Source organism: Olsenella sp. KH1P3 (genome assembly GCF_900167315.1).
GTDB classification, from domain to species: Bacteria; Actinomycetota; Coriobacteriia; order Coriobacteriales; family Atopobiaceae; genus Olsenella_J; species Olsenella_J umbonata_A.
Window position 1 is genome coordinate 342,532 of record NZ_FUWQ01000001.1, and the last position, 26,336, is coordinate 368,867.

The 26,336-nt window shown below is 63.6% G+C and carries 21 protein-coding genes; 13 read left to right on the forward strand and 8 right to left on the reverse strand.

The genetic code is table 11. The annotated features are described in order from the left end of the window. The 3 genes from B5D13_RS01475 to B5D13_RS01485 all read left to right on the forward strand — a co-directional run bounded on the left by B5D13_RS01475 (position 1) and on the right by B5D13_RS01485 (position 4,059). Positions 1–1,065, forward strand: coding sequence for a sensor histidine kinase (locus tag B5D13_RS01475; protein WP_078686517.1), 1,065 nt, complete (start codon positions 1–3; stop codon positions 1,063–1,065). 149 nt (positions 1,066–1,214) lie between these two features. After that, positions 1,215–1,985, forward strand: coding sequence for an ABC transporter ATP-binding protein (locus B5D13_RS01480; protein ID WP_078686518.1), 771 nt, complete (start codon positions 1,215–1,217; stop codon positions 1,983–1,985). Further along, positions 1,975–4,059 carry an FtsX-like permease family protein gene (locus B5D13_RS01485; protein ID WP_078686519.1) on the forward strand — a complete coding sequence of 695 codons (2,085 nt, stop codon included), beginning with the start codon at positions 1,975–1,977 and terminating at the stop codon, positions 4,057–4,059. Before B5D13_RS01480 ends, B5D13_RS01485 begins: the two co-directional genes overlap by 11 nt. Before the next feature lie 112 nt (positions 4,060–4,171). Here the strand turns inward: B5D13_RS01485 and agaD are convergent, their stop codons facing one another. The 7 genes from agaD to argJ all read right to left on the reverse strand — a co-directional run bounded on the left by agaD (position 4,172) and on the right by argJ (position 12,142). Then, on the reverse strand, positions 4,172–5,011 hold the full coding sequence (gene agaD, locus B5D13_RS01490; protein ID WP_200802591.1) for a PTS galactosamine transporter subunit IID: 840 nt from the start codon (positions 5,009–5,011) through the stop codon (positions 4,172–4,174). Continuing rightward, positions 5,001–5,810, reverse strand: a complete 810-nt coding sequence (gene agaC, locus B5D13_RS01495; RefSeq protein WP_078686521.1) for a PTS galactosamine transporter subunit IIC — start codon at positions 5,808–5,810, stop codon at positions 5,001–5,003. The genes agaD and agaC overlap by 11 nt, the downstream gene beginning before the upstream one ends. Positions 5,811–5,848: 38 nt before the next feature. Then, positions 5,849–6,331 carry a PTS galactosamine transporter subunit IIB gene (agaB, locus tag B5D13_RS01500; RefSeq protein ID WP_078686522.1) on the reverse strand — a complete coding sequence of 161 codons (483 nt, stop codon included), beginning with the start codon at positions 6,329–6,331 and terminating at the stop codon, positions 5,849–5,851. A 533-nt stretch (positions 6,332–6,864) separates the two neighbouring features. Further along, positions 6,865–8,274 (reverse strand): TrpB-like pyridoxal phosphate-dependent enzyme, encoded by a 1,410-nt coding sequence (locus B5D13_RS01505; RefSeq protein ID WP_078686523.1) that lies wholly within the window; start codon positions 8,272–8,274, stop codon positions 6,865–6,867. A gap of 392 nt (positions 8,275–8,666) precedes the next feature. Continuing rightward, entirely contained in the window at positions 8,667–9,923 is a 1,257-nt protein-coding gene (locus B5D13_RS01510) for an acetylornithine/succinylornithine family transaminase (RefSeq protein WP_078686524.1), read from the reverse strand. A 2-nt stretch (positions 9,924–9,925) separates the two neighbouring features. Further along, the gene (gene argB / locus B5D13_RS01515) at positions 9,926–10,807 is read right to left on the reverse strand and encodes an acetylglutamate kinase (protein WP_078686525.1); all 882 of its coding nucleotides are present in this window, start codon (positions 10,805–10,807) and stop codon (positions 9,926–9,928) included. A 45-nt stretch (positions 10,808–10,852) separates the two neighbouring features. Further along, a complete protein-coding gene (gene argJ / locus B5D13_RS01520; protein WP_078686526.1) occupies positions 10,853–12,142 on the reverse strand; it encodes a bifunctional glutamate N-acetyltransferase/amino-acid acetyltransferase ArgJ in 1,290 nt (429 codons plus the stop codon). A gap of 428 nt (positions 12,143–12,570) precedes the next feature. Here argJ and argC point away from each other — a divergent pair, with 428 nt between their 5' ends. The 10 genes from argC to B5D13_RS01565 all read left to right on the forward strand — a co-directional run bounded on the left by argC (position 12,571) and on the right by B5D13_RS01565 (position 25,397). Next, a complete protein-coding gene (gene argC / locus B5D13_RS01525; protein WP_078686527.1) occupies positions 12,571–13,509 on the forward strand; it encodes an N-acetyl-gamma-glutamyl-phosphate reductase in 939 nt (312 codons plus the stop codon). A 61-nt stretch (positions 13,510–13,570) separates the two neighbouring features. Then, on the forward strand, positions 13,571–14,122 hold the full coding sequence (locus B5D13_RS01530) for a TMEM175 family protein (RefSeq protein WP_078686528.1): 552 nt from the start codon (positions 13,571–13,573) through the stop codon (positions 14,120–14,122). A gap of 434 nt (positions 14,123–14,556) precedes the next feature. Further along, entirely contained in the window at positions 14,557–15,723 is a 1,167-nt protein-coding gene (locus B5D13_RS01535) for a DDE-type integrase/transposase/recombinase (RefSeq protein ID WP_078686529.1), read from the forward strand. Next, positions 15,717–15,854 (forward strand): hypothetical protein, encoded by a 138-nt coding sequence (locus B5D13_RS08690; protein ID WP_159443963.1) that lies wholly within the window; start codon positions 15,717–15,719, stop codon positions 15,852–15,854. Before B5D13_RS01535 ends, B5D13_RS08690 begins: the two co-directional genes overlap by 7 nt. A 401-nt stretch (positions 15,855–16,255) precedes the next feature. Then, positions 16,256–18,778, forward strand: coding sequence for a dynamin family protein (locus B5D13_RS01540; RefSeq protein WP_078686530.1), 2,523 nt, complete (start codon positions 16,256–16,258; stop codon positions 18,776–18,778). A 3-nt stretch (positions 18,779–18,781) separates the two neighbouring features. Further along, positions 18,782–22,234, forward strand: coding sequence for a helicase HerA domain-containing protein (locus B5D13_RS01545; protein ID WP_078686531.1), 3,453 nt, complete (start codon positions 18,782–18,784; stop codon positions 22,232–22,234). Next, a complete protein-coding gene (locus B5D13_RS01550; RefSeq protein ID WP_078686532.1) occupies positions 22,231–22,899 on the forward strand; it encodes an HNH endonuclease signature motif containing protein in 669 nt (222 codons plus the stop codon). The genes B5D13_RS01545 and B5D13_RS01550 overlap by 4 nt, the downstream gene beginning before the upstream one ends. Next, the gene (locus B5D13_RS01555; protein ID WP_078686533.1) at positions 22,892–23,251 is read left to right on the forward strand and encodes a DUF6985 domain-containing protein; all 360 of its coding nucleotides are present in this window, start codon (positions 22,892–22,894) and stop codon (positions 23,249–23,251) included. Before B5D13_RS01550 ends, B5D13_RS01555 begins: the two co-directional genes overlap by 8 nt. Positions 23,252–23,352: 101 nt before the next feature. Beyond that, positions 23,353–24,081 carry a DUF6602 domain-containing protein gene (locus tag B5D13_RS01560; RefSeq protein WP_078686534.1) on the forward strand — a complete coding sequence of 243 codons (729 nt, stop codon included), beginning with the start codon at positions 23,353–23,355 and terminating at the stop codon, positions 24,079–24,081. Continuing rightward, complete coding sequence (locus B5D13_RS01565; RefSeq protein ID WP_078686535.1) at positions 24,081–25,397, forward strand: SMODS domain-containing nucleotidyltransferase; 1,317 nt, start codon at positions 24,081–24,083, stop codon at positions 25,395–25,397. The genes B5D13_RS01560 and B5D13_RS01565 overlap by 1 nt, the downstream gene beginning before the upstream one ends. 214 nt (positions 25,398–25,611) lie before the next feature. On the opposite strand, the gene B5D13_RS01570 is transcribed toward B5D13_RS01565, so the two are convergent. Next, positions 25,612–26,040 carry a hypothetical protein gene (locus tag B5D13_RS01570; RefSeq protein WP_078686536.1) on the reverse strand — a complete coding sequence of 143 codons (429 nt, stop codon included), beginning with the start codon at positions 26,038–26,040 and terminating at the stop codon, positions 25,612–25,614. Between the last annotated feature and the right edge of the window lie 296 nt (positions 26,041–26,336).

The following is a 26,336-nucleotide window of genomic DNA, read 5'->3' on the forward strand; positions in this document are numbered from 1 at the left end:
ATGCGCTGGGGATTCTTCCGATACCTGGGCGACAGGACTCTCATGGTCATTCCCACGCTCTTATCGGCCTTCCTGGTCTGGGTGGTGCTCGTGGGCGTTGGGGTCGAGAGGGACGTGCGCGTCCTGGTCCTCGCCCTCATGCTGGCCGCGCTGGTCTTCGGGCTCGTGCTCGACTACGGCAGGCGTTCCGACTTCTGGCGCTCGGTTTCGCGCGCGGTAGGCGACGCGGCGGACGACGCCCTTGCGGTGAGCGACCTCGTGGAGGAGCCCGGCTTTGCCGAGGGCAAGGTCTGCTGGCAGGCGCTCGACGCCGTCTCGCGCGAGGGCTACGCCCGCGCAACGTCCGCGATGAGGGAGGCCTCGGAGTACCGCGAGTATATCGAGGCCTGGGTGCACGAGGCCAAGACCCCCATAGCTGCCGCCCGCCTCATCGTCGACAACAACCCCGGCAAGGTCTCCTCCGACATATCCCGCGAGCTCATCCGCATCGACGGCTACGTCGAGCAGGCGCTCTTCTACGCCCGTTCCGCCACCGTCGACCGCGACTACTCCATCCGCGAGGTCATGCTCCGGGACATCGTCTCGGATGCGCTGCGCGCCCATGCGCGCACCCTTATCGACGCGGGCATGTCCGTCGAGCGAGAAGGGCTTGACGTCCCGGTCTTCGCCGATCCCAAGTGGGTTGCGTTCATCCTGGGCCAGCTGTTCGAGAACGCGGCCAAGTACCGTGCCCCGGAGGGCTCGAGCCGTACGCCGAGCCTGAGGCTCCTCGCCTCGCGCGACTCGGTCGGCGAGGCGAGGGAGTTGGTCCTTCTGCGCGTGGAGGACAACGGACTGGGCATCGAGCCCCAGGACCTTCCGCGGGTGTTCGACAAGGGCTTCGTGGGCAAGAACGGTCGCCTGGGCGGACAGAGCAAGTCGACGGGTCTGGGCCTGTTCCTGACCAGGCGCCTCTGCGGCAAGATGGGACTGGGCGTCTCGATCGAGTCGGAGCCCGGCTCGTGGACGCGCGTCACGCTGGCCTTTCCCGCCGACAGGTCCCACTACGTGGACTACTTGGACTAGGCTGGCATTCTCTGTGCCCTTCACCTGCGGAGACGCTTCCTTACAAAAGTGTCACCAAGGCGTAAGGAGCATCGATGGCAGCGTGCCGCGCTTCCGTGCATCATGATGTCGTGCCATCTGGAACTACCGACATCAGAAAGGCTTTAACGATGACAAACGCATTGCGAGTGGCCGACGTCCAGAAGGTGTACGGCGGCAAGCGCGGAAGCACCACGCGCGCTCTCGACGGAGTCAGCTTCGACGTGGACCGCGGCGAGTTCGTCGCCATCATGGGACCCTCCGGTTCCGGCAAGACCACGCTGCTCAACTGCATTGCCACCATCGACCGTCCCACGTCGGGCGTCGTGAGCGTGGGTGGTGTCGACGTCACGAAGATGAGGTCGCGCGACCTCGCCAAGTTCCGCCGCGAGCAGCTTGGCTTCGTCTTCCAGGACTCCAACCTCCTCGACACCCTGACCTGCCGCGAGAACGTTGCCCTGCCCCTCTCCATCGCCCGCGTCCCCGTGCCGCAGATAGACCAGCGCATCGAGGCCATGGCGCGCGCCCTCGGCGTGAGCGAGGTGCTCGACAAGTTCCCCTACCAGGTCTCCGGTGGCCAGAAGCAGCGCGTCGCAGCCTGTCGCGCCATGGTGGGAAATCCCACGCTCGTTTTGGCCGACGAGCCCACCGGAGCTCTCGACTCCAAGAACTCCAAACTCCTGCTCGAGCGCTTCGACGCTCTCAACAAGCAGCTGAACTCGACCATCATTATGGTCACGCACGACAGTTTTGCGGCGAGCTACTGCCAGCGCGTCCTGTTCATCCGCGACGGTCGGATCTTTACCGAGCTCCGCCACGGCAACCAGTCGCGCAAGGAGTTCTTCTCGCAGATCATGGGCGTCGTTGCCACTATCGGGGGAGGTATGGACGATGCTCTTTAAGATTGCCCTGGGCAACGTCCGCAAGTCCGTGCGCGACTATGCCGTCTACTTCGTGACGCTCGTCCTGGGCGTCTGCGTGTTCTACGCGTTCAACACCATCGCGAACCAGGCGGGCTTCCTCTCGAAGGACACGCGCGAGATGGTGAAGTCCATCGGGATACTCATACGCTACGTGACGGTCTTCCTTGCGTGCGTGCTGGGCTTCCTCATGGTCTACGCCAACAACTACCTGGTGCGCCGCAGGAAGCGCGAGCTCGGCCTGTACCAGCTTCTTGGCTGCACGAGGGGGCAGGTGTCCCTCATCCTCTTCTTCGAGACCATCGCCGCGTCGGCCCTGTCGTTCTTGGTCGGCCTGGGCCTGGGCGTCCTTCTGTCGCAGCTGCTGGTCTTCGTCACCGCGGCGCTGTTCAACGACTGCGTGACCAACTTCAGCTTCATGTTCTCGACCGACGCGGCCCTCTTCACGCTCTTCTGCTTCCTTCTGATTTTCGCGGTCACGCTGCTGTTCAACCTGCGTGCCCTGCGCAAGGTCAAGCTGATCGACCTCATGGGCGCCCATCGCCAGAACGAGAGTTCGCGCGTGCGCAGCCTGCCCGCGAGCATCGTCCTGGGCGTCATCGGGATCGGCCTCATCGGCTGGTCGTACGTCAGGCTCATTCACGACGGCCTTCCCGTCGGCGGCGGAGACGAGATGCCCGCCTTCGGCGTCACCACGCTCATGGTCACCGTGGGCACCGTAGCGCTCTGCTTCGCCCTCTCGGGCCTGCTGCTCTACGTGGGCAAGGCGTTCCGCGGATCGTACCTGCGGGGCATCAACACATTCACGCTGAGGCAGATTTCCTCTCGCGTGAACACGGTCTCCGCCTCTATGGCGGTTGTCTCCATGGTGCTGTTCCTCGCGATCACCAGCATGACCGGTGGCCTCGCTATCTGCCAGTCCGCGATGGAGGCGATCCGCCAGAACATGCCAGTCGACCTCTACTTCAACGTCAGGAGCGACCCCCAGGGCACTCCTCCCGCAGGCGCCCCCGCCACTCCCGACATCGACGCGATGCTGGCGTCGCGTGGCATGAACGTCTCTGACGTCTCCGACACGGTCCTGCGTATGTCGTACTACGAGAGCCTCCCCGAGACCGGGGCCGTCACGGTCGCCGACGTCGCGAACTCCACGGGCCTGCCCGTACCCGGCGTCGACTACTCGAGCTTCACCTTCGGCGACTACCCAATCTGGTTCGTCAAGGAGTCCGAGTTCAATGCCCAGCGTCGCTACCTGGGCCTGCCCGAGGTCTCGCTTGGCCAGAGCGGCTACATCCTCACTTCGAATGGCTCCAACACGCTGAAGGATTTCTACCGCTCCGCCCTCGCCTCGGGCCTCACCTTCACCGTCGGGGGAGAAGTGCTTACCCCCGTCGAGTCCGAACCTCTCGTGGACAGGTCGGCCGCGATGTGCGGCGCGGTCTTCAACACGGGCATCGTCGTCGTCCCCGACAACCTCCTCGAAGGCGCCCGGGCAGCCGGCTCCTCGCTCTCGTGCCGCTACAACGTGGATGCAAAAGTGGGAGACGACTGGGGAGCCAAGGCCGATGAGGCCCTGACGGACGTGATCGACGAGACCGATTCCGGCACCAACTTCTACACGGGCCACGAGTTCGTGACGTTCACCGGTCAGTTGGAAGCCGCGATGGGCCTGAGCGGCATCATCGCGTACCTCGCCGTCTACATCGGCTTCGTGCTCGTCATCGCCGTGGCGGCCATCCTGGCGATTCAGCAGCTCTCCGGTTGCGCCGACTCTGCCCAGAACTACCGTGTCCTCTCAGAGCTGGGTTGCTCTAGGTCCACGATGTCCAAGTCGCTCTTCGTCCAGAGCCTGGCGTTCTTCCTCATTCCCCTGGTCATTGCGGGCTGCCACTCCCTCGTGGCCCTGGGGCAGGTCGGGCTCGTCGTGGAGGAGACCGGCATCCGCTCGTTCGATGTCGCCCTCGTGCCCTTCGTGGTTGCCCTCATCGGCGTCTACTGCGCGTACTTCGTCGTGACCTACGTCACCTCTCGCAGCGTCGTGCTCTCGAACAAGTAATCGCGGCCCGCGCTCGACGCGAACCCATATGCCAAAGGCGGCACCGACCATCCGGCCGGTGCCGCCTTGCTCTTCTCGCCCAGGCGAGAGCCGCTCTATTCTTCCTATCTCCCTACAGGATGCCGAAGAACGAAAGCAGGATGCTGAGCGCGAAGGTCACCAGGATGAGGACGACCGGGTTGGCCTGGCGCTTCTTGATGAAGTAGTACATGAGGAAGACGTAGCCGAAGGACAGCATGTTGGGGAAGATCTTGTCCAGCACGTCGGTCTGGATGGCCACGCTCGCGCCCTCGTTGATGGTCGCGACGGTCTGGATGCTGATGCTCACGTACGAGGCAATGAGGCCGCCCAGCACGGTGCAGCCCAGCACGGTCGCCGCCTTGCCGACCTTGGCGGATGCCTCCCTGAGCTTTCCGATGGCCTTGACGCCCAGACCGTATCCCATGTGGGCCCACAGCGGCCTGACGAGGAAGAGGGCGAGGTAGACCAGGAAGAACAGGACCGGGCCGACGGGGCTTCCCTCCATGGCCATCGACGAGCAGATGCCTGCCAGGATGGGCAGGAGCGTGAACCAGAAGATGGCGTCGCCGATTCCCGCGATCGGCGGGAAGAGGGCCACCTTGATGCTCCTGATGGTGCTGCGGGGCTGGTGAGCCTCCTCCATCGCGAGGAGCAGGCCGTTGAGGAAGCCGACGACGTGCGGACTCGTGTTGATGAACTCGAGGTTGTCCGACATTGCGTCGGCGAGTCCCTGCGGGTCGTCCTTGTAGATGCGCTTGAGGTAGGGCAGCATGGTGAGCAGCCAGCCGCCGGCCTGCATCCTCTCGTAGTTGAATGACGCCTGCAGGAAGACCGTCCTGTACGCCATCTTCGTGATGTCTGCGTGCGTGAGGACCTTGCCCTCCTCCTTGGTGGGGGAGTCCTCCACGAGCCTGTTCTCGCTAGATGCCATCTTCCTCATCCTCCCCACCAAAGCTCTGACGTGCCGTTGCGAGCGCTGCCTTTATCGCCTTGTCGTGGCTGTCGTCGATCGTGTACACGAACAGCGCGAGGGCGAGGCCGACGATGGCCACGGGCAGCAGGTTCGAGAAGTTCAGGAACGATGCCATGACGAATCCGATCAGGAGGAACGGCAGGAACTCGACGGTGAACATGACGTTCAGGAGCATCGCGAAGCCGATTGCGGGAAGCACGCCGCCGGTGACCGCGAAGCCGTGCGCGAGCCACTCGGGCAGGTTCTCGACGAGCGTCTTCATCGCGTCCTGGGCGACGTAGGCGCACAGGAAGACGACGATGCCGTAGAGAAGGGCCACGATTGCCGTGCAGATGACGTTCACCCTCACGACGCCGGCCGTGTCACCGCTCTTGGCCGCCGCGTCGGTCGGTCCCATGAAGAACGAGAACGCCGAGTAGCAGAGCAGGATCACGTACTGCATGAGGAAGCTGAACGGAAGCGAGAGCGACATCGCGGCCGCGGGCTCGGTCCCCGTCGTGTGCGCGATGACGACCGACATCACTCCTGCCAGGACCGGGTTGGGCGGCTGAGTGCCGCCGGCGGGCGTGAGGCCCGCGAACGCGAGCTCGGTGATGCCGCCGCAGATGATTCCCGTCGTGGGGTCACCCAGGATCAGTCCGGTGACCGACGAGACGATGATTGGCCTGAAGATGTAGAAGCCCTCAAGCCAGAAGTCAATTCCGCAGATGATGGCCATCAAGGTGAGGGCCAATCCCTGCTCGAGCGTGACTGGCATGCTCGTACCTCCTTCTTTCTGGAACTGCCTGCGTGGAACTAAACGTCGTAACGGATGCGCTCCTTCGCGGTACCCGGAACGTCCTGGATGTAGACGTCGACCCCGGCGTCCTCGATGGCCTTGAAGTCCTCGAGGTCTTGGTCGTCGACGTAGACCTTCTTCGTGATTGCGCGCTTGCCCTCCGAGAAGTGCATGTTGCCGACGTTGAGCTCCTTGATGGGGACCCCGCCCTCGACGAGCTGGCGCACCTGGCGGGGCGTCCTGACGACGATGAAGATCTTCTGGCTCGGCGCCGCCTTGTGGATGGTCGATATGGTCTTCTCGACCGTCCAGAACCTGACGCCTACGCCCGCGGTCTGCAGGGTCATGCTCATGATCTCCTGCACGACCTCGTCGTGGGCCGCCTCGTCGTCGGCGACGAGGATGAGGTTGACGCCCAGGGTGCGCGTCCACGTGACGCCCACCTGGCCGTGGATGAGCCTGTTGTCGATTCTGGTGAGGTAGATGTTTGGTTCGGACATTCGCTGCTCCATTCTCTCGTCCCCTGGAACGAGGCCTTGCGGCTCGGATGGTCCCCTGCCCAAGATGCCGGAATCGTTCCGCGCAAGGTTCCGGCGCGACGACCTGCCATCTGACCCAGCCCTCTCTTTTCGTTGCCCTCGAGAGGCGTAAGACTGGTTGCAACCACAGACCAAGTTCATTCGCACAATCGCATGATTGCACAAATCCTAAATAGTGTCAGCGTTAAGTTAGGGGTCGTGCGCTTGTCGGGAAAACTTGCCCATTCGTCCAATCACCACGCTTTCGTTGCACTAAAAACGGCATGTTTCTTGCTCACCGATTGTGCCTTAGGATATGCGGGGCTGGGTTGTCCCGACGTGTCGCCTTGGTTAATTCGATTTGTCATAACCATTAGTATTTCAGTTACTGGTATTAAATCGGCAAGACAAGAGGCCGCCTGGGAGCAAAATGCCCACCTCGTACACGAGGAACGGCGCCACCCTGGGGGTGACGCCGTCCGCTTGCCTAATGCCAGTTCCTGTTGACGCGCTCGCTATTCCAGGGGAAGGCCTCCGGCAGCCTGGACGCCGGGGATGGCGGGGATGGTCGAGAAGCCCGCCTCGAGCTCCTCGTCGCTGGGCACGTGGTCCACCATCGTTTTGTTGTTGAAGGACTCGTAGGCGGTCATGTCGAAGTAGCCGGTGCCGGTGAGGCCGAAGAGGATGACCTTCTCTTCTCCGCTCTCCTTTGCCTTGAGCGCCTCGTCGATCGCGACCTTGATGGCGTGGCTGCTCTCGGGGGCGGGGAGGATGGTCTCGAGCTTCGCGAACCGCTCGGCCGCCGCGAAGACCTCCGTCTGGGCCACTGCGACGGCATCTAGGTGGCCGTCGTGCCTGAGCTGGCTGATGATGGGGCTCATGCCGTGGTAGCGAAGGCCGCCCGCGTGGTCGGGGCTGGGGATGAAGCCGTTGCCCAGGGTGTACATCTTCACGAGCGGGCAGGTCTGGCCCGTGTCGGCGAAGTCGTAGGCAAAGCGGCCGCGGGTGAGGCTCGGGCAGCTCTTGGGCTCGACCGCGATGAAGCGGGTGTCGGGGTGCGTGCCGTCGAGCTTGTCGCGCATGAACGGCGCGATGAGCCCGCCCAGGTTCGAGCCGCCGCCTGCGCAGCCGACCACGACGTCGGGGTACTCGCCCAGGCGCTCGAGTGCCGTGTAGCTCTCGAGGCCGATGACGGACTGGTGCAGCACGACCTGGTTGAGGACGGAGCCCAGCTGGTAGCGACCGCGGTTCTCGGGTACGTGCAGCGCGCGCTCGACGGCCTCGGATATCGCGGTTCCGAGCGAGCCGGAGCGGTTGGCCTCGTTGGCGTACATCTTGCGGCCGATCTCGGTCTCCTGCGAGGGCGAGGGGGTGACGTTGGCGCCGAAGGTCTGCATCACGCTGCGGCGGAAGGGCTTCTGCTCGTAGCTCGCGCGGACCATGAAGACGTCGCAGTCCAGGCCGTAGTGCGCGGCCGCCTCGGAGAGGGCCGTGCCCCACTGGCCGGCGCCGGTCTCGGTGGTGATGGTCGTGAGGCCCTGCTCGTGGGCGTAGTAGGCCTGCGCGAGCGCCGAGTTGAGCTTGTGCGATCCGCTGGTGTTGTTGCCCTCGAACTTGTAGTAGATCCTCGCGGGCGTCCCGAGCGCGCGCTCTAGGTTGTAGGCGCGACAGAGCGGGCTCGGTCGGTAGACCTTGTACATCTCGCGCACGCCTGCGGGAATCTCGAAGAAGGCCGTCTGGTCGTCAAGCTCCTGGCGGACGAGCTCGTCCGCGAAGACGGGCGCGATGTGCTCGAACTGCGCCACGGTGCCGTCGGGCAGGCGCATGGGCTCGGGCTTGGTGGGCATGTCTGCGCGCAGGTTGTACCAGGCGGTGGGAATCTGGTCCTCGTCGAGGTAGGTGCGGTAGGGAGTCGTCTGTGCCATGATCGTTCCTTTCGTCGTCGGCGGGCTGCCGTGATGGGTTGCGCGCGATTTTTCGTGCCGCATGCCGCGAAGACGTAAAGGAGAAGTGCTGGGATCGGGCGCCACGCCCGCGCGGCATGAAAAAAGCCCTCGGAATACCAAGGGCCCCACGCGCGCGATGGCGACAGCCTCAGTACCCCGAATCAGGCCTCGCCGTGCCACCATCGACCGGCGCAGCGCACGGGCGCGGCGCAAAAGAGCATGTCGGGGCTCTTGGTCATGGCGTGATCCTCCAAAGGGGGTCGTGGCTTGTGGGTAAGTATGACAAGCGTTGATGATTTGGCAAGTGCGTTAACAGACGGGTTACAAAAGCGGGGCCGACACGGATGCGCCGACCCCGCTCGCGGACGAATCTAGGCCATCTGACCGATGAGTCTCTCGAGCTCGTCCATCGCGGCGTCGACCTGCTCGCTGGTGATGACCAGCGGAGGCAGGAAGCGCAGGATGGAGTCGCCGATGTGGTTGAGCACGAGCCCGCGCTCGAGCCCGCGCTCGACGATCGGCGTGGCGATGGGCACGTCGAGCTGGGCCCCGCGCATCAGGCCGTGCCCACGGACCTCGCTCACGTGGGTGAGCTTGGCGAGGCGCTCCGCCAGGTGCGCGCCAACCTCGATGACGTGCTCGCCGATGTCCAGCTCGGCCATCTGCTGGAGCGTTGCCCTTCCTGCGGCGGCCGCAAGCGCGTTGCCGCCGAACGTGGAGCCGTGGTCGCCCGGGGCCAGGAGGTCTGCGCACTTCTCCCTTGCGGCGACCGCGCCCATGGGGAAGCCTCCGCCGATGCCCTTGGCCATGCTCACGACGTCCGGCTCGATGCCCGCGAGCTGGTACGAGAACGGCGCTCCGCAGCGGAAGAAGCCCGTCTGGACCTCGTCGATCACCAGCAGGACGTCGTGGCCGTCGCAGAGCTCGCGAACTCCGCGCAGGTAGTCGGGGTCGGCCGGCCAGACGCCGCCCTCGCCCTGGACGCACTCGAGCATGACGGCGCAGGCGCTGGTCGAGCCCAGCGCCTGGTCGAGCGACGCGAGGTCGTTCAGGGGAACCGAGCAGAACCCCTCGGGCAGGGGCCTGAAGCTCTTGTGGAACACGTCCTGCCCCGTCGCCGCAAGCGTGGCGAGCGTACGGCCGTGGAAGCTCTTGCGCGCCGTGACGATGGTCGCGGCCCCGTCAAGCTTGCGCTCGCCCCAGCGGCGTGCCACCTTGATGGCACCCTCGTTCGACTCGGCACCGGAGTTGCTGAAGAAGGTCTTCCACGTGCTGCCCGTGGAGCCCGTCGGATGCCCGACCTCGTCGGTCGTGGTCGAGAGCAGCTCCGAGAGCGCCTGCGCGAGCTCGCCGCGGTTCTCGACGTAGAAGTAGTTGCCGACCTGCCACACGCGGTCGAGCTGGTCCTTTACGGCCCTCGCCACCACGGGGTTGGCGTGGCCCAGGCTCGCTGCGCCGATGCCTCCCAGGAAGTCCAGGTAGGTCTTGCCGGCGCTGTCTGCGAGCTCCGCCCCCGAGCCCCTGACGAACTCGACGGGAAGGCGGCCGTAGGTGTTCATTACGTACGTGTCGTCGAGTGCCTTGGCCGTCTCGAAGGAGCCTGCGCCCGCTGCGTTCCTCTGGTCCATGGTTACTCCTCTCCCTGCACGAACATCGTGCCCACGTCCTCGTTGGTGAAGATCTCGAGCAGCAGCGCGTGCGGGAAGGTCCCGTTCAGGATGCGCACGTCGCTCACGCCCGAGTCGAGTGCCTCGACGATGGAGCGCATCTTGGGGATCATGCCCGACTCGAGCGTCCCACTGTCGAGAAGTTCATGTGCCTCGGCCTTGGTCATCGTTGCTACCAGGCTGTTCTCGTCCGACCGGTCGCCGTAGAGCCCGTCGACGTCGGTCAGGTAGACGATGGTGTGCGCACCGAGCGCCTGTGCGACCTTGCTTGCGGCGACGTCGGCGTTGATGTTGTAGAAGCCGTCCTCGCCCGAGCCCACGCTCGCGACGACGGGCATGTAACCGTCGTCGAGGATGGCCTCGATCAGATGGGTGTTTACGCTCTCGACCTCGCCGACGCGCCCAAGCTCGGGGTCGGCCTGGCGGGCGACGAAGGTCTTGCCGTCGGCGCCAGATACGCCTATGGCGACGTTGCCGTAGCGGTTGAGCTCCCAGACCAGTTGCTGGTTGACCTTGCCGATGAGCGCCATCTGAACGACCTCCATGGTCGCGTCGTCGGTGACGCGCAGCCCGTTCTTGAAGGCGACGGGAAGTCGAAGGTCGCCCAGGAGGCTATTGATGGCCTTGCCGCCGCCGTGCACGAGCACCACGCGCATGCCCATGAGCTTGAGCAGCTCGAGGTCTCCGACAACCTGGCGCATGAGCTCCTCGTCCTCCATGGCGGCCCCGCCATACTTGACGACGATGGTCCTCCCGCTGTGCTTGTGGATCCAGGGCAGGGCCTCGACCAGGACCTCTGCCTTCGTGAGCGCCTTCGCGCGCTCCTGTGCCGCATGCTTGCGCATGTATTCCTCCTTGGTGGGTGGTCTGCCGTCGTATTGCGCGCGGCGCTACTTGCGGTAGGCGCCGTTGATGGCCACGTAGTCGTGGGTGAGGTCGCAGGTCCAGATGCGCGCGCTCTCCTTGCCCATGCCCAGGTCGACGGCAATGGTGATCTCGGGCTCCTCGAAGCGCCGCAGCATGTCGTCCTCGTCCATGGGGACGGTAAGGCCGCCCCTACACACGGGTACGCCCATGAAGTCGATGTCGACGTCCGACTGGTCGAACTCGACGCCGCACTTGCCGGCAGCTCCGGCGATGCGGCCCCAGTTGGCGTCGTGGCCGAAGATGGCGGTCTTGACCAGGGGCGAGTTCGCGATGGCGCGGGCCACGGTGTCCGCGTCCTTCTCGGTCTTGGCACCCACGACGTCGACGGTCACGAGCTTGGTCGCGCCCTCGCCGTCCGCGGCGATCTTGCGGGCGAGGTCCTCGCAGGCGCAGCGCACCGCTGCCGCAAGCTGCTCGAAGGCGGGCGTACCCACCTCGATGGGCTCTCCGCCTGCCGCGCCCGTGGCCAAAAGGAAGCAGGAGTCGTTGGTGGAGGTGTCCGAGTCGACGGTGACCTTGTTGTAGGTCACGTTGACTGCGGCGGAGAGCGCCGCCTGCGCCGCCTCGACGGTGAGTGCCGCGTCGGTGGAGAGGACGCAGAGCATGGTCGCCATGTTCGGCTCGATCATGCCCGAGCCCTTCACGATGCCGCCCACGTGGACGGTTACCGGCTCGTCACCCTTGCCGCAGAAGACCTCGCCGACCATCGAGGTCTCCTTGGGCACGGTGTCGCGCGTCATGATCGCGCAGGCCGCGTCGTGCGACGCCTTGGGGGAGTGGTCGAGCCTTGCCGCCGCTGCGGGGACGCCCCTCTGAAAGAGCTCGAGCTTCATCGGCTTGCCGATGACGCCCGTCGATGCCAGGAGCACCTCCTCTGCGTCGCAGCCGACCTCCCGCGCGACGATCTCTGCGGAGGCGCGGGCGACCTCGAGGCCTTGCTCGCCGGTGGCGGCGTTGGCATTGCCCGAGTTGAGGACGATCGCTCGCGCGTGGCCGGATGCCGCGCGCTGACGCGAGACCTGGACCGGTGCGGAGCAGAAGCGATTCTTGGTGAAGGTCGTCGCGCAGACGCAGGTCTCATCTGCGACGACGAGCGCTAGGTCCTTCAAGTTGGGGTTGCGGCGGAAGTTCGCGTGCACGCCTGCCGCCTTGATTCCCGCTGCGGCGCAGACGCCGCCCTCGCAGCTGGCGAACCCGAAGGAGGCGGGGTCGGTTATGGTTGGCGGTACGGTTATTGTGGAGTAGCTGCCCATGGAGTCTCGATTCCGTTGTGGTACTGCGCTGTCCTGTTACGTGTTGCTGCCGGGCCAGGCCGTGCACTCTGGCCGACCGGCCGAAGGTCGTCAGGATCGTCGTCGCGGGTCTCTGCCACGTAGGGAGGCGATTCTCGCCGGGATTGTTTGACTCCAGAAACTAATATGTATTTCCATACTCGTAGAACATCTCCGTTATTGCATCTACAGTATCGAATATGCACTTATACCGCGTATGTGAATCTGAAGAATACTTTAGCGAACGGAGGATGCAACGATTTTCTCCGTTTGTTTTCAAACCTGACTCATTTCTTCGGAACGCAAGGTAGGGGCGCCGGCGCCATGTTTCGGGATGAATCCGCTTGCTCCGGGTGGCCGCCTGGCGCCCTAGAATGGGCGAAACGAGCCGCTTCGAGACGGGAGGCCCCATGGCCAAGGCGAAGGTGTACATCGACGGGCAGAGCGGGACGACGGGGCTGCAGATCTTCGAGCGCATCGGCGCGCGCGACGACCTCGAGCTCCTGCGAATTCCCAATGAGAGGCGCCACGACATTGGGGAGCGACGCTGCTTCCTGAATGAGGCGGACGTCGTGTTCCTGTGCCTTCCGGACGATGCCGCGCGCGAGGCCGTCTCGCTCATCGAGAACCCTGACGTCCGCGTGATTGACGCATCCACGGCGCACCGCACCGCCGACGGCTGGACGTACGGCTTTCCCGAGCTGAGCTCCGCGCAGCGCGCCGCCATTGCCGCCTCGAGGCACATCGCGAATCCCGGCTGCCACGCCACGGGCTTCATCTCCTGCGTGGCGCCGCTCGTCCAGGCGGGGACCCTTCCCACAGACTATCCGCTCACCTGCTTCTCGCTGACGGGCTACTCGGGCGGCGGCAAGCGCATGATTGCTGCCTACGAGCAGGAGGGGCGCCCCGCGAGCTTTGACGCCCCGGGCATCTACGGCCTGACGCTCGCCCACAAGCACCTGCCCGAGATGCAGAAGGTCTGCGGACTCTCCGACGAGCCCGTGTTTCTTCCTGTGGTCGACGACTACTACAAGGGCATGGCGACCACGGTCATGCTGCGCAACGAGCTACTTTCCGGCTCGCCCTCCACGGCTGAGGTCCACGCCTGCCTGGCGGACCACTACGCCGGCCATCGCCTGGTGAGCGTCGTTCCCCTGGGGCAGAACGGGCCCACCCTGTACGCTAACGAGCTCGCCGGAACCAACGAGCTGCGCATCGTGGTGTGCGGAAACGACCGCCAGACCACCGTAACGGCACTGTTCGACAACCTTGGCAAGGGCGCGTCCGGCGCTGCGGTGCAGAATATGAACATCGCGCTCGGTCTCGACGAGACCACCGGCTTAATATAGCTGCCGGCCTGCACCGGCCGCCGACCTGCTTTGGCCGCCAGCTCGTTGTAAGGAGGACCCCATGGATAAGAACCGCCTCGAGGCGTTCAGCGACGGCGTCCTTGCCATCGTCATCACCATCATGGTGCTCGAGCTGAGCATTCCCACGGGCGACAGGCTAGCGGACCTGCTTGCGCTGGCGCCGACCATCCTGAGCTACGTACTCAGCTTTGCGTTCGTGGCAATCTACTGGGTCAACCACCACCAGATCCTGCACGACGCCGAGCAGGTGAACCTGGGTATCCTGTGGTGCAACAACGTGTGGCTGCTCGTGATGTCGTTCATCCCGTTCGCCACGGCGTGGGTCGGCGCGTATCCCACCTCGTGGGTGCCGGTCTCGCTCTACTTCGCCGACATGGCGCTCGCCTGCGTCGCCTTCCACCTCATGTACTACCTCATTGTCTGCGAGGCCGGCAAGAGGGGCGAGTTCCGCTTGAGCGCGCGCAACGTCATCAGCCTGCTCACGTACACACTTGCCGCCCTCTTCGGCGGTCTCTGCCCCGTGGTGGCCTACGTCGTGGCCGCCGTCGTCTCCTGCTGGTGGATCTTCCCCGAGAGGAAGCGTTGCGAGTAGCACCAGGGGAGAAGCGCTTGGCCCTCGGGGCGAATGCGGCGGCGATGGCGCTCGAAGCTACTTGTCGCGACGCTTGTAAGATTAGGCTAACTCATTGTGGGAGACGGCGGCGCGTTGCGGGGTAACGCACCGTTAATCTCGGGGCACCCTGGACCGTGCCTTGCGAAATGAGTGCTACCATTACGTTCCGAAAAGGGGAGCTGGCGCACGCCAGCTGAGAGGGGTCCCATTGCGGGCCCGACCCTCCACCTGATCTGGGTAATGCAGAATACCCAAGAGAGTAATGCAGTCGCAGGTAGAGCGGCTATTTTTATGCGCAGTCCATCCGATTTGTCCTCGTCGCGCGAAAATGTCACCAGGCTCATTGCGTGAAAATGTCACCTCCCGCAAATCAGGCAATACGCTTCTTTCGGAGCCTTCGAAAGGAGCAAGAGGTGGACAAGTCCGTCAGGGAGAGGGCGCTCCGGCTGCTGACCGAGAAGCATGCCGACCCCAGCATCACGTACGCCGACATCGCACTCGAGACCGGTTACAGCACGCGCCAGCTGATGAGGCTGTCCCGGCGGCTCGAGGAGGAGGGCGAGGCCGCGGTCCTCGAGCACGGCAACTCGGGCTCCAGGCCGCACAACGCGGCGACGGACGACGAGGTGGCCTACCTCAGGAGGCTCAAGCAGCCCTACCCGAACGTCACCATCGCGCACTTCCGCGACATCTACCTCGAGGACGTGATCGAGAACCCGGCGAAGGCCGGCGACGTCGAGAGGTACGGCCTGATCAGGCGCGGGCCGACGTGGTTCCGGGACCTCTTCGCGCGGGAGGGGTGGGTGTCGCCGGCGTCCAGGGGGCCGAGGAGGGACGCCGCCGGAAGGCAGCACCCGATGCGGAAGCCGCTCCCCCGCGCGGGGATGATGGCCCAGGTGGACGGCACGCCCTACGACTGGCTCGGCGACGGCAGGCCCTGGTGCATGCACCTGGCCGTGGACGACGCGACGACGGGCGTGCTGGCCGGCTGGTTCATGGAGCGCGAGTGCATGAGGGGCTACGCCCGCATGATGAGGGAGGTCGTCACCCGTCACGGCGTTCCCAGGGCCATGTACTCCGACAAGGACTCCGTGTTCCGCGCCGTGAAGGACGGGTCGCCCACGCAGCTCGCCCTCATGATGCGCGACCTGGGCGTGCGCATGATCTTCGCCAGCTCGCCGCAGGCCAAGGGGCGCGTAGAGCGCTACAACTCGACGGCCCAGACGAGGCTCCCCACCGACCTCGTGCGCTTCGGGGTCACGTCGTACGGCCGGCTGAGCCCATGGTTCAACGAGTTCTACGCGCCGTACCCGAACTCCAAGTTCTCGTACCGCCCGCTCGACCCGCGCAGCGACTTCATGCCCCTGCCCGAGGAGCTCGACCTGAGCGAGGTGTTCAGGACGAGGGAGACGCGGCTCTCGCGCGGGTGCTCCATCTCGTACAAGAGGGTGACCTTCATGATGGCCGACGTGGACGGGGTGCTGCTCGAGGTGCCCGACGGCACAAGGCTGGACGTCCACGTCGACGCCATCACCGAGGAGATGTACGTCGAGCGCTCCGGAAAGCGCTGGGCGTGCTAGAGCTTCGCCGGCGCCGCCGCGAAGATGGCTGGGACGGCGACGACCCGGATGACGGCTACCCGCACATCCGTCGCGGCAGCGTCACGCAGGTCATGCCCGACCTCGGCCAGGGGGAGGGGGTGATTCTTTGAGGAAGGCGATCCTGGTGGCGCTCGGCGTCATCGCGCTGACCGCCTACGCCTGTTGCCGAGTGGCAGGCGAGGCGGACCGGATGGAGGGGCTCCGCCGGTAGACTCTGGCTTTCAAGGCATCTGCCCAGGTGTAGAAGGGGCGGGCCAGTGAACACTCAGCTATCGGCTGAAGACATAGCCTCATTCGAGGGCCATACTGCGCATAAGCGGCAGTATGGCCCTTACTCATGATGGTGTTGAACGGTGTTTCCGAGCTCTTCCGAAGCGGAATAAACCACTCGCAGCCACGAGTACATGCCAAGGTCAATACGTGTCCTATACGAGGGCTATCATTTTGACAAAGATGTTAGTAGTGGGAGCGTTTCAGGGCTGCTCGGCCCTGAGGAACGAAAGGCAGAGGCATGCCGAAAGTCAAGATCGTCAGCGATCCCTATAGGCGAACCACCAAGTTCTTCTACATGGGGACCGACTGGACAGAAATCTGCGAAGAGAACAACCCGAACAGCTCTCTGCTCGCCAAGAAGTACACAGAGGGTTTCTTCCCGTTCAAGGCACGCGAGATCGTTGATGAGCTCTTGGACGAGTACGGAGATGGGTCGAGCACGCTCGAAATCGTCTTCGAGGGTCCAGACGACGAGTGGGACGAGCTTCAGGACGTCTGCTCGTCGGAGGCGCTTGCTCCGCTGGTACGATTGGAACGGAGCGAGAAGGCGCTGGCAAACGCGCGTGACATCCTGCCCTACATCAGGGAGGTCTTCGACGAGCTGTATCCCATCATTGCAGGAACTGCGGACGGCAGCGCGGAAACGCTCGACCGCCTGCGCAAGTTCCGCGATGCCTCGAGCGACATGATTCCCATCTGCGTGGTCGGCAACTACAGTGCCGGGAAGTCGAGCTTCATCAACGCACTCATCGGGACGGAGCTCCTCCCGAGCGGCGACCGTCCGGTGACAGCAAGGATCTTCCAGATCGAGAGGTCTGACCAGCAGGACCGCGCCTCGATCGGCTTCAAGTACGCAGACGAGTCCATCAACGTGACCTTCACCGACGACGGCATGAAGGTCAGCCCCTCAGCTGCGAGGGGAAAGGCGCTCGACGAGATCGCCAAGGCTGTGACCGATGGCGGGAAAAGCCTTGCAGAGCGCGTCCGCGCGGCTCTCGGGGCCATCAACTCCTTCAGGGAGGGGAAGGACGAGCCGACTCTGTCCGACCTCGTCAAGGTGAGGGTTCCCTTCGGGAGGGGGACGGACTGGGGCAGCGGAAAGAAGATCGTGATATTCGACACCCCCGGCTCCAACACCAACTCAAACGCCGACCACGTGCGCGTCCTCCGCGAGGCGATGAGGGGCATGTCGGACGGTCTGCCCATCTACGTAACCACCTACGATGCCCTGGACAGCAACGACAACGCCGACCTCTACGAGCAGATCAGCCAGATGCCCGCCCTCGACGAGCGCTTCGCGATGATCGTGGTCAACAAGGCGGACGACGCCGACATACCGGAGGGCGGGTTCACCAAGGAGGACGAGGAGTGGGTGATGGACACCGTGGTCGTCCGCAACCTCTACGCCCAGGGAATCTACTTTGTCTCGTCCATCGCCGGCCTTGGAGCCAAGACGTCGGGCGACTTTGCTGACAGGCACTACGACCGCGTATTCCGCAGGCTCCAGGACCAATACGAGGACCCGGAAGACAAGTACTACACGCGGCTCTTCGACTACGACCTGATGCCCGAGCAGCTGAGGGCGAAGGCCGTGCGTGAGGCCGAGGCATGCGACAACCGGCTCCTGGCAAACAGCGGGCTCTTCAGCGTCGAGCGGGGCATCGACGAGTTCGCTTCTAAGTACTCCGCCTACAACAAGTGCTTCCAGTCGGAGACCCTCCTCCACGAGCTCATTGGGCAGACCGACGCGAGGCTTGAGGAGAGCGGCGCGGCGCTCGAAAGCAGCAGGGCGGTCCTCTCCGCCGACCTCGACGCAAGCAAGAACGAACTGCTCGACGAGCTTATCCAACTCTCCATCTCCACCTGCGAGGACGCGGTGGAGGGCTACCTCCCCAACATGAATGAGTGGGCAAAGCAGGGCGTCGCGGCCTCCGGGCTGACCTCCGAGAGGCTCCGAGAGTGGGAGCGCGACATCACTGCGACGAAGCGCCGTGAGATGGGCGCCGAGGAGAAGAGGAGGGACGCCGAAGGGAAGAGGGCCGCGGTCACCGCCAACCTCATGTCACGCATGCAGAACGCCTGGGACACCAGGGACGTCCTCGGAATCGCTGGCATCGCCAAGAGCTTCGCAAGCGACTGGAGCGCAGCTCGCGAGGCTGAGGCGCAGAGCGAGGAGATCTTCCGCGGCGCCGACAGGGAGGCCTCAGACGACCTGCTGGCAAGGGTGCGCGACCAGTTCGACGAGGACATAGCGCGGCTCATGCAGGAGGCGGAGAGCCACTCGAAGGGGTATTGGGAGGAGCGTGCCGAGGTGAGCAGGAAGGCGTTGCTGGACCTCGTCTCCGACGGTACTGATATCGACGACGAGAGGCGAGACGCCCTGCGCTCGATAATCGTCGACTTCCGAAGCCTCTCCCTCGAAGAGGAGCTTCCCGAGATCTCCGAGATACGGTACCCGTTCGACCCCAACAAGCTCTGGAAGGCGCCGCTGAGGGTGCAGTACAACATGGAGCTCTCGCAGAGGGTATCCAAGTGGCGCTCTGTCGTCGAGCTCGCCCACGAGGCGAGCTTCAGGGAGTGGCTGCACGAGCTCACCGACGCGCTGAGCCTCGGCGCTGTCGACCTCAACCCCGAGCTCCGCAAGAAGTTCGATTCCGTCGTGAACACCGAGCGTGAGATCGAGGCACAGAGGTCCAAGCGGATAAGGCTGCGCAGCGGCGAGAAGAGGGTGTCCGGCTACATGACGTGGCAGGAGGGATAGCACATGGGCATCAAGAGCATCGCAAAGAGGGCGGCCGGCAAGGCGGGCAACGCGGTGGCCAAGCTCTCGGCTCTCAGCCCCGAGCAGCTTCGCGAGGTCGATGAGCGGAGGCAGCGCTACCTGAGCGAGATGCCGTCTGCTGACGACGCCACGGCGGTCGAGCTCACGAGCAGGCTTATCGCCGCGGCGGGTGTGGAGATCTATAACGCCTACCTTCCGCAGATCGCCGGCATGTACGTCCCGGTCGAGGCGGACGCGGAGTACGAGGGGGCATCCTTCAACGCTCGCTACAACGTGCGCTTCCTCAATGTGACCAAGTGGGTCTCCGACCCCGAGGAGAACAGCCTCGAGAAGCTCGTCAACGTCTACGAGGTCCTCTCTTCGGAGGAGTGCAACATCGCACTCGTCTTCCATCGTGGGCGCAGGAAGACGGACGTCTACCTTGCCGTTGTCGACACCACGAACTCGTCGAGCAACGTTAAAGCGAAGGACTTTGCCCGCCGGCTCGAGGGGGCGCTCAGGGGCAACTTCCCCGGCGCTGAGTGGGGCGGCATCGAGAGCGGCGAGATACCTTGCCTCAAGGACACGCGCGACATGTCGGTCGCTGCAGTATCGAATGTACCGACGGAGAAATCTGAGAAGTTCGTCAGCCAGACGATCGAGAAGCTGCTCGATGGTATCGTTCCCGGGAGCAGGGGAGAGGAGTACACGCTCGTCCTGCTCGCCACGCCGACGCTTGACGCAGAGGAGCGGAAGCTCCGGCTCGAGCAGCTATACACGGGCCTCGTGCCTTATGCGTCCTGGCAGACGGACTTCACCTACACGGAGACGGGTTCAACCTCATCGTCCGCGACCGTTGGGCTCAACGCCGGAGTGAGCGTGGGCAGGCAGGTGGGCACGAACCAGTCGCTTGCGAGCGGGGAATCTGCTACCGACTCAACTAGCCAAGGCGTGTCCGAAACGACCGGGACCTCCCAGACGGACACCGTCTCCGATTCGACGTCAGACACCACTTCGCATACCGATGGAACGTCAGAGTCGGACACGACAACAGCCGGAGTAAATGTTTCCGGCGCATCCGTCGGGGGGCATCTTGACACTGGACATACCCACGGCACCAACTCGAGCGACACCTTGTCCAAGACGGTCGGTCAAACGGTTGCCCGCGCCGTCGGTTCGTCGACCGCCCACGCAGTATCGAGTACCTTGGGACGCGCAGTCACCAAGTCGCTCACCAGCACCGTGGGGTCATTTGCGAGCCAGAGCCTCGGCGGGAACTTCGGCGTGAACTTTGCCAGGACGTCGACGGTGACTGCGACCATTGGCAAGAACGAGGGCATCCACCAGACCCACACCAACTACTCCATCAAGCACGCGCTCGAGCTCCTCGAGCAGCAGATGAGGCGCCTCGAGGAGGGCGCAGCGCTCGGCCTCTGGGAGTTCGCCGCGTACGTCCTGAGTGAGGATCCGGCCACCGCGAACAACGTGGCTCACTCCTACCTCGCCCTCACTCAGGGGGAGGACTCGTTCATCTCGCAAGCCTCCGTCAACCTGTGGCGCGGCGACTTGCCTGGCGAGAGCGCGGCCGACACCATCTGCTCCTATCTGAGAGACCTGAGGCACCCGATCTTCGCGCTGAGCCCCGACCTAGCCGAGCGCCAGCCCAACGTGCTGCCCTATCCGTCGACGGTCACGGCGACTACGACCCTTACGGGCAAGGAGCTTGCGAGGTCCCTCAACTTCCCACGCAAGTCGGTGGCGGGCCTGCCGGTCTTTGAGTGTGCGAGCTTCGGGCGCAATGTGGCCACCTTCGAGGAGCCGGAGGCCACCGGCTCAATCGAGCTCGGGCATGTCTTCCACATGCACCGTGAGGAGCCCACCTCGGTGCCGCTCGGCCTAGACTCGCTTGCTGGCCACACGTTCGTGACGGGTAGCACGGGCGCCGGCAAGAGCAACGCGGTGTACCGCATACTCGAGCAGGCCGATAAGCATGACGTGGGTTTCCTTGTCATCGAGCCAGCCAAGGGCGAGTACAAGGATGCGTTCGGAAACGACCACGACGTCTCGGTGTTCGGCACCAACCCCGCCTACGCACCGCTGCTCCGACTCGATCCGTTCAGCTTCCCTGAGGGGGTGCACGTCCTGGAGCACCTAGACCGTCTGGTCGAAATCTTCAACGTGTGTTGGCCGATGTACGCCGCCATGCCGGCCGTCCTCAAGGACGCCGTTGAGAGGTCCTATGAGGACTGCGGCTGGGATCTGGCCAAGTCAACCAATCCCTACGGGCAAGGGCTCTACCCGAGCTTCGCCGATGTCGCGTGCAACGTCCGGAAGGTCATCGACTCGAGCGAGTACGACGCCGAGAACAAGGGCGCCTACAAGGGGTCGCTGCTCACGCGCATCAACTCCCTCTGCAACGGCATCAACGGGACGATCTTCTCCTCCGACGAGGTGCCCGCGCAGACGCTCTTCGACGGGAAGACGATCGTCGACCTGAGCCGCGTTGGCTCGAGCGAGACCAAGGCCCTGCTCATGGGCGTACTCGTTCTCAAGCTCCAAGAGTGGCGCATGAGCCAGGGAATCCCCGCGAACGCTTGCCTGAGGCACCTCACGGTTCTCGAGGAGGCGCACAACCTCCTGCGCCGCACGTCCCTCGAGCAGGGCCAGGAGGGCGGCAACCTCGCGGGCAAGAGCGTCGAGATGCTCTCCAATGCTATCGCCGAGATGAGGACATACGGCGAGGGCTTCGTCATCGCCGACCAGGCCCCCGGGCTTCTAGACCCTTCTGCCGTCCGTAACACCAACACCAAGATCGTGCTACGCCTCCCCGAGGGGAGCGACCGCGAGCTCGTGGGAGGGGCGGAGGCCCTGAACGAGGTGCAGGTCAAGGAGCTGGCGCGTCTGCCGCGCGGCGTCGCGGCCGTCTACCAGAACAACTGGATCGAGGCCGTGCTCTGCAAGGTGAGCAAAGCTCGTCATGGCGGGGATACCTACGAGTACCAGCCCGAGGAGGGTGCCAAGCAGCCGCGGGACATGGAGACCGCGCTCGACATCGTCTCCCTCCTGAGCAGCGGCGAGGCGGTCGCCGACGAGGCGAGGCTCGTCGAGGTGAGGGACGATATGAGGTCTTTGGGTGTTAGCTCTTCGATTCAAGTTGCCGCGCTGCGCATCCTCAAGGACCCGCCGCCGGAGCCGAGGATGACGAGGATTGCGCCAATTGTGTCGAGCTTCTTCCCCGAGGCGCGAGAGGCCATGGTCGCAGCCAAGGAGAAGAGCGGAGTCCCACGTGAGTGGAGCCTGGCGGTCAGGCAATCCGTCAGTGAGCTCGGCTTTGAAGGCGCCAGACCGCAGCTCATGCGCATCATCACCCAGGGAATCGTCTATGACTATCTCTGTAACGAGTTGCATGACCGGGAGTCGTTTGATGGCTGGTATAGGAACGGGGTGATCGCATGATTCCCCACGTACACTTCGAAACAGGAGGAGAGACAGAATCATCGATTCTGGGCGATGGGCCGGAAAGAACTAGCATTGATCCAGACAAGCTGGCCGAGCCTTCAGAGAACGGATGGGCTGAGACTGCTTCCGCTGCTTATGATTACGTCGAGGCAGATAGGGTTGCCGAGCCCTACCTGACAACATACAAGGAGCGGCTAGACCATTGCCCCAAAGACTTGTTTGAGGACCCAGGCCTTAGGGGAGAGTCTCTGGCACGTCCTGATATGACTACTGAGAAGGGGCGGAAGGCGGCTGAGAAGCTCGCCGAGTATGGGCAAGATGGAATCATGTACGGAGATGCCTTGGCAGACTTCGAGCCCGTCTCTGAGTGCACGGTTCAGATAGGGGACATGACTAGCAACCGTGCAAGAAACTTCGACCAGGCCGATATCCTATGCGCTGAGAAGTGGAACGCTGAGAAACGAGATGGAAGAAGCGATTGGACTGACGACGACGTAAAACAGTGGAGAAAGGACAATGGCTATTCTTGGCATGAGTGCGCTGACATGGAGACGATGAACCTAGTGTCTAAGGATATTCACGAGTATTTCACCCATTCGGGCGGAGTCGCAGAATGCAAGAGACGTGAAGGTATCATCGGGAACGGTGGATTCGATGAGTAGCATTACCAGAGAGGTGTGGGGCAGGAAGCTTAAGCTCGAGGTCTATCCTGAGGGAGGGAAGAGCCAGTCGGATGCCCAGTCGCTGGCGCTTGAACGGCTGTGCTCTGCTTGGGACGCCGTCAACAAGAGTGCCTCTAAGCTCAAGGAGTACTGTGCGAAGGATGGTGACGGCGGAGACATGGAGAATGTCTTCCGCTACGTCACGCCTCGTTACCTCTTCCTCCCCAAGACTCAGAGGAAGCGGACAGTTGCGCTGATGTGCGAATATCGGTTCGATCCAGAGCATGGGATCGCTCTAGTCTTCGAGAATGAAACGCTGAGGGAGATTGGTCTCCAGGACATCATTCTCTAGCCAGCTTGGCCCATGAAAGCGATTCCTGCATGGATGACGCATTCGAAAGGCTGTAATAGCGGCACCTTGCGATGCAGTTTCCAGTTGCCTAAGGGAGACAGATGGCAAAAGAGAAGTTCAATATCGATACGATTCTCGCCCACCGGTCCGATGAGCTCAACATCGGCCTGGGCGTCAGCCTCGGGCACTCGGTATCCCAGGGCGACCTGAGCGAAGGACAGTGGATCAGGTTCCTGCGGAGCTTCCTGCCACACAGGTACGACGTTTCGAAGGGATTCGTCTTTGACAGCAAGGGCGGGGTCAGCGAGCAGATCGACATCATCGTCTTCGACAGGTTCCATTCCCCACTCATCTATGAAACGGACAACGGGGAAAAGTACGTGACCGCCGAGAGCGTGTACGCCGTCTTCGAGGTCAAGCAGGAGGCGAACAAGGGCTTCGTCGAGTATGCGGACAAGAAGATCCAGTCGGTGCTCGACCTCCACAGGACGAGAAGGGGGATAGTGGTGGCGGGAGAAGCCCGACCCCCACGCGAACTGACCCACATCATCGGTGGGCTGCTCACCACGAACTCTGTCAAGTCAGGCACCCTCTGTGGCCACATCGAGAGGTCTGCAAATATCGACATGGCCTGCTCGGCGCTAACCGGAACCTTCCACAAGGGCGCCGATGGAAAGGTGACGTACTCCGATTCGGGGGAGGCAGTATTCGCGTTCTTCTTCCTGCTCCTCAACGAGCTGTATAAGCTCGGAACGGTCGGCGCTATCGACATACAGGAGTACGCCGACAGGTCGCTCAAATCCTTCTCGCTCGAGAGGGGTGAAGTCTGATGTCTCTACAGGACGACTTCAGAGCGTTCCTCCACGACATTGAACCCAAGAAAAGCACGGTGGACGAGATAGCGAGCGCGCACAAGACGCTTCGCGTATATCTCGAGGGCCACGAGTACTACTCCCAGCGCTGCATCGCCACTTACCTTTCCGGCTCCTATGCCAAGCACACGGCCATTCGACCCGTCAAGGACGAGGACCATCGTGACGTCGACATCGTGGTCGAGACAGACTACTCGACGTCTGATAACTCGGCTGACTCCATCATCGAGCTCCGCGATGTTCTCTACGAATCGGACAAGTATAAGTCGGTGCGCCTCCAGACGCACTCGGTAGGCATCGCGCTTTCAAAGCTCGATATCGACGTGGTCCCTCTCGCATCCGAAGGAGAGAGGCGCTTCATAGGCAACCTCGACGACGCGTCTTGGAGGGAGACGAATCCGAAGGGACATATCGAGTGGTCCAGCCAGACGAACGCCAGGCATGATGGCCTCTACGTGCCCGTCGTCAAGATGATGAAGTGGTGGCGGCGGGAGCATTGCCCCAAGATGAGAAGGTGGCCCAAGGGGATTACCCTTGAGAAGATCATTGCCGACTGCTTCCCGGAGGACTCCTCAGCTTACGAGGAGCTGATGATTGGGCTACTTGAGATCATCCATGACTCCCTGTCAGAGGAGCTGGAGACTGGAGTGGTGCCCGTCATCGCCGACCCTGTCCTTCCGACGAACAACCTAGCTGAGAGTTATACGCTTGAGGACTTTAGGAGCTTCATCGGAGGGCTCGAGGAAGCGCTTTACGTTCTCCAGGAAGAGGGTTCGAACAATGACTCCTGGAGGAAGATTCTTGGTAATCGCTTCCCTTCCGGAAATAGCAACGCGAGTTATAAGGCATTGGCAAAGTCTGTCTATACGGTCGAACAGGCTCTATGCGTTCCCCATAGGAAAAGCTCCCCTTGGCCCTTTACCAAAAGGAGACCGGGGGTCGTGGTGGTCGTCGCCGATGTCACATTCGAGGACGGACACGTCGAGACAATCTCAAGCAACGGAAGGGTGATTCCCAAGGGCTGCCAGATCGACTATCGGGTTATCCGATCGAAGGGGCTACAGTCCCTTACGGCAAAGTGGTTGGTGGTCAATACTGGCGAGGAGGCTTACGCTGCTGGATGTCCGAGAGGTGAGTTCGAGAACTCCAATCTTGCTGGCGGAGGACGGCACGAAAGCACGGCTTACGCTGGTCGTCATTACGTGCAGTGCCTGCTCATCAAGGGTGGGCGCTGTGTGGCGCGGAGCAAGGAGTTCTTCATCATCGTCCAGTGACGCTACTGCTTGAGGCGTGTGAATGCCCCTTCCCGTCCCCACAAGCGTTAGGGGTGCCTGCGCGTGCGGGACGGGCGGCGGAGGGGCTTGGCCTCCGCCGTGGCGCGGCCCCGGCCGCGTGCCCTCATGGCGTCTGACCTGCACAAACTCTGCACAAAAGGAAACGCTCCCCATGGTGGGGAGCGCTACCGACGCGTGATGTGGGTGCCCATGGCTACGACTGCCACGCCCCGCGGACGTGGTGGACGCGCACGCGCCCGGCGTCGAGGTTGACGCACACGCTCACAACGTCGAAGCGCAGGTGCTCTGGCAGGGGTTCCTCGGACGCGAGAGCGCGGCCCACGCAGAGCGCTGCCCCGTGCGCGACGACGTCCTCGTCGATGAGCGACTGGAGGTCGTCGAGCGTCATCTCGAAACCCTCCACGGGCACGGGGAGCACGGCGATGGTGACGGGGAGGTCGCCCTCGCGGCAGGCGAGCACGTCCTCGAAGGGCGTCTCCTCGAAGCCCGTGAAGCCGACGTGCGACAGGGCCTCGCGGGCGAGCTCCGCGCAGTCGCGGGCGAAGTCCCCCGTGAAGGGCGTGGTGGCCTCCCAGCGCTCGGCGATTGCGGCGGTCGGGGTGATGGTTGCGGTCTGGCTCATGGTCTGCCCCCTTCGGGCTCGGGTGAGGGTCGGCTCTTCCTTCCCTCGGACGGGGGCGACAAGGCAAGCGGAATCCCCGGAGCGCCCGTTTGCGGGCGGGGCGCGGCGCGCGAAGGGGATGGCGCGTCAGGCGACGGGAGGCTGTGCGACCCTTGCTGTCGTAGTCCTGCAGCGCGTGGCGGCTCCATGGCGGGGTGAGGGCGTCTCCCGTCGCTCCCTTGCAGAAGGTGCCGAGCCTCGCGGTGGTGAGCGCGTGGCGGCTCCCCGTGCGCTCGTCGGTCACGTAGTACTGCCCC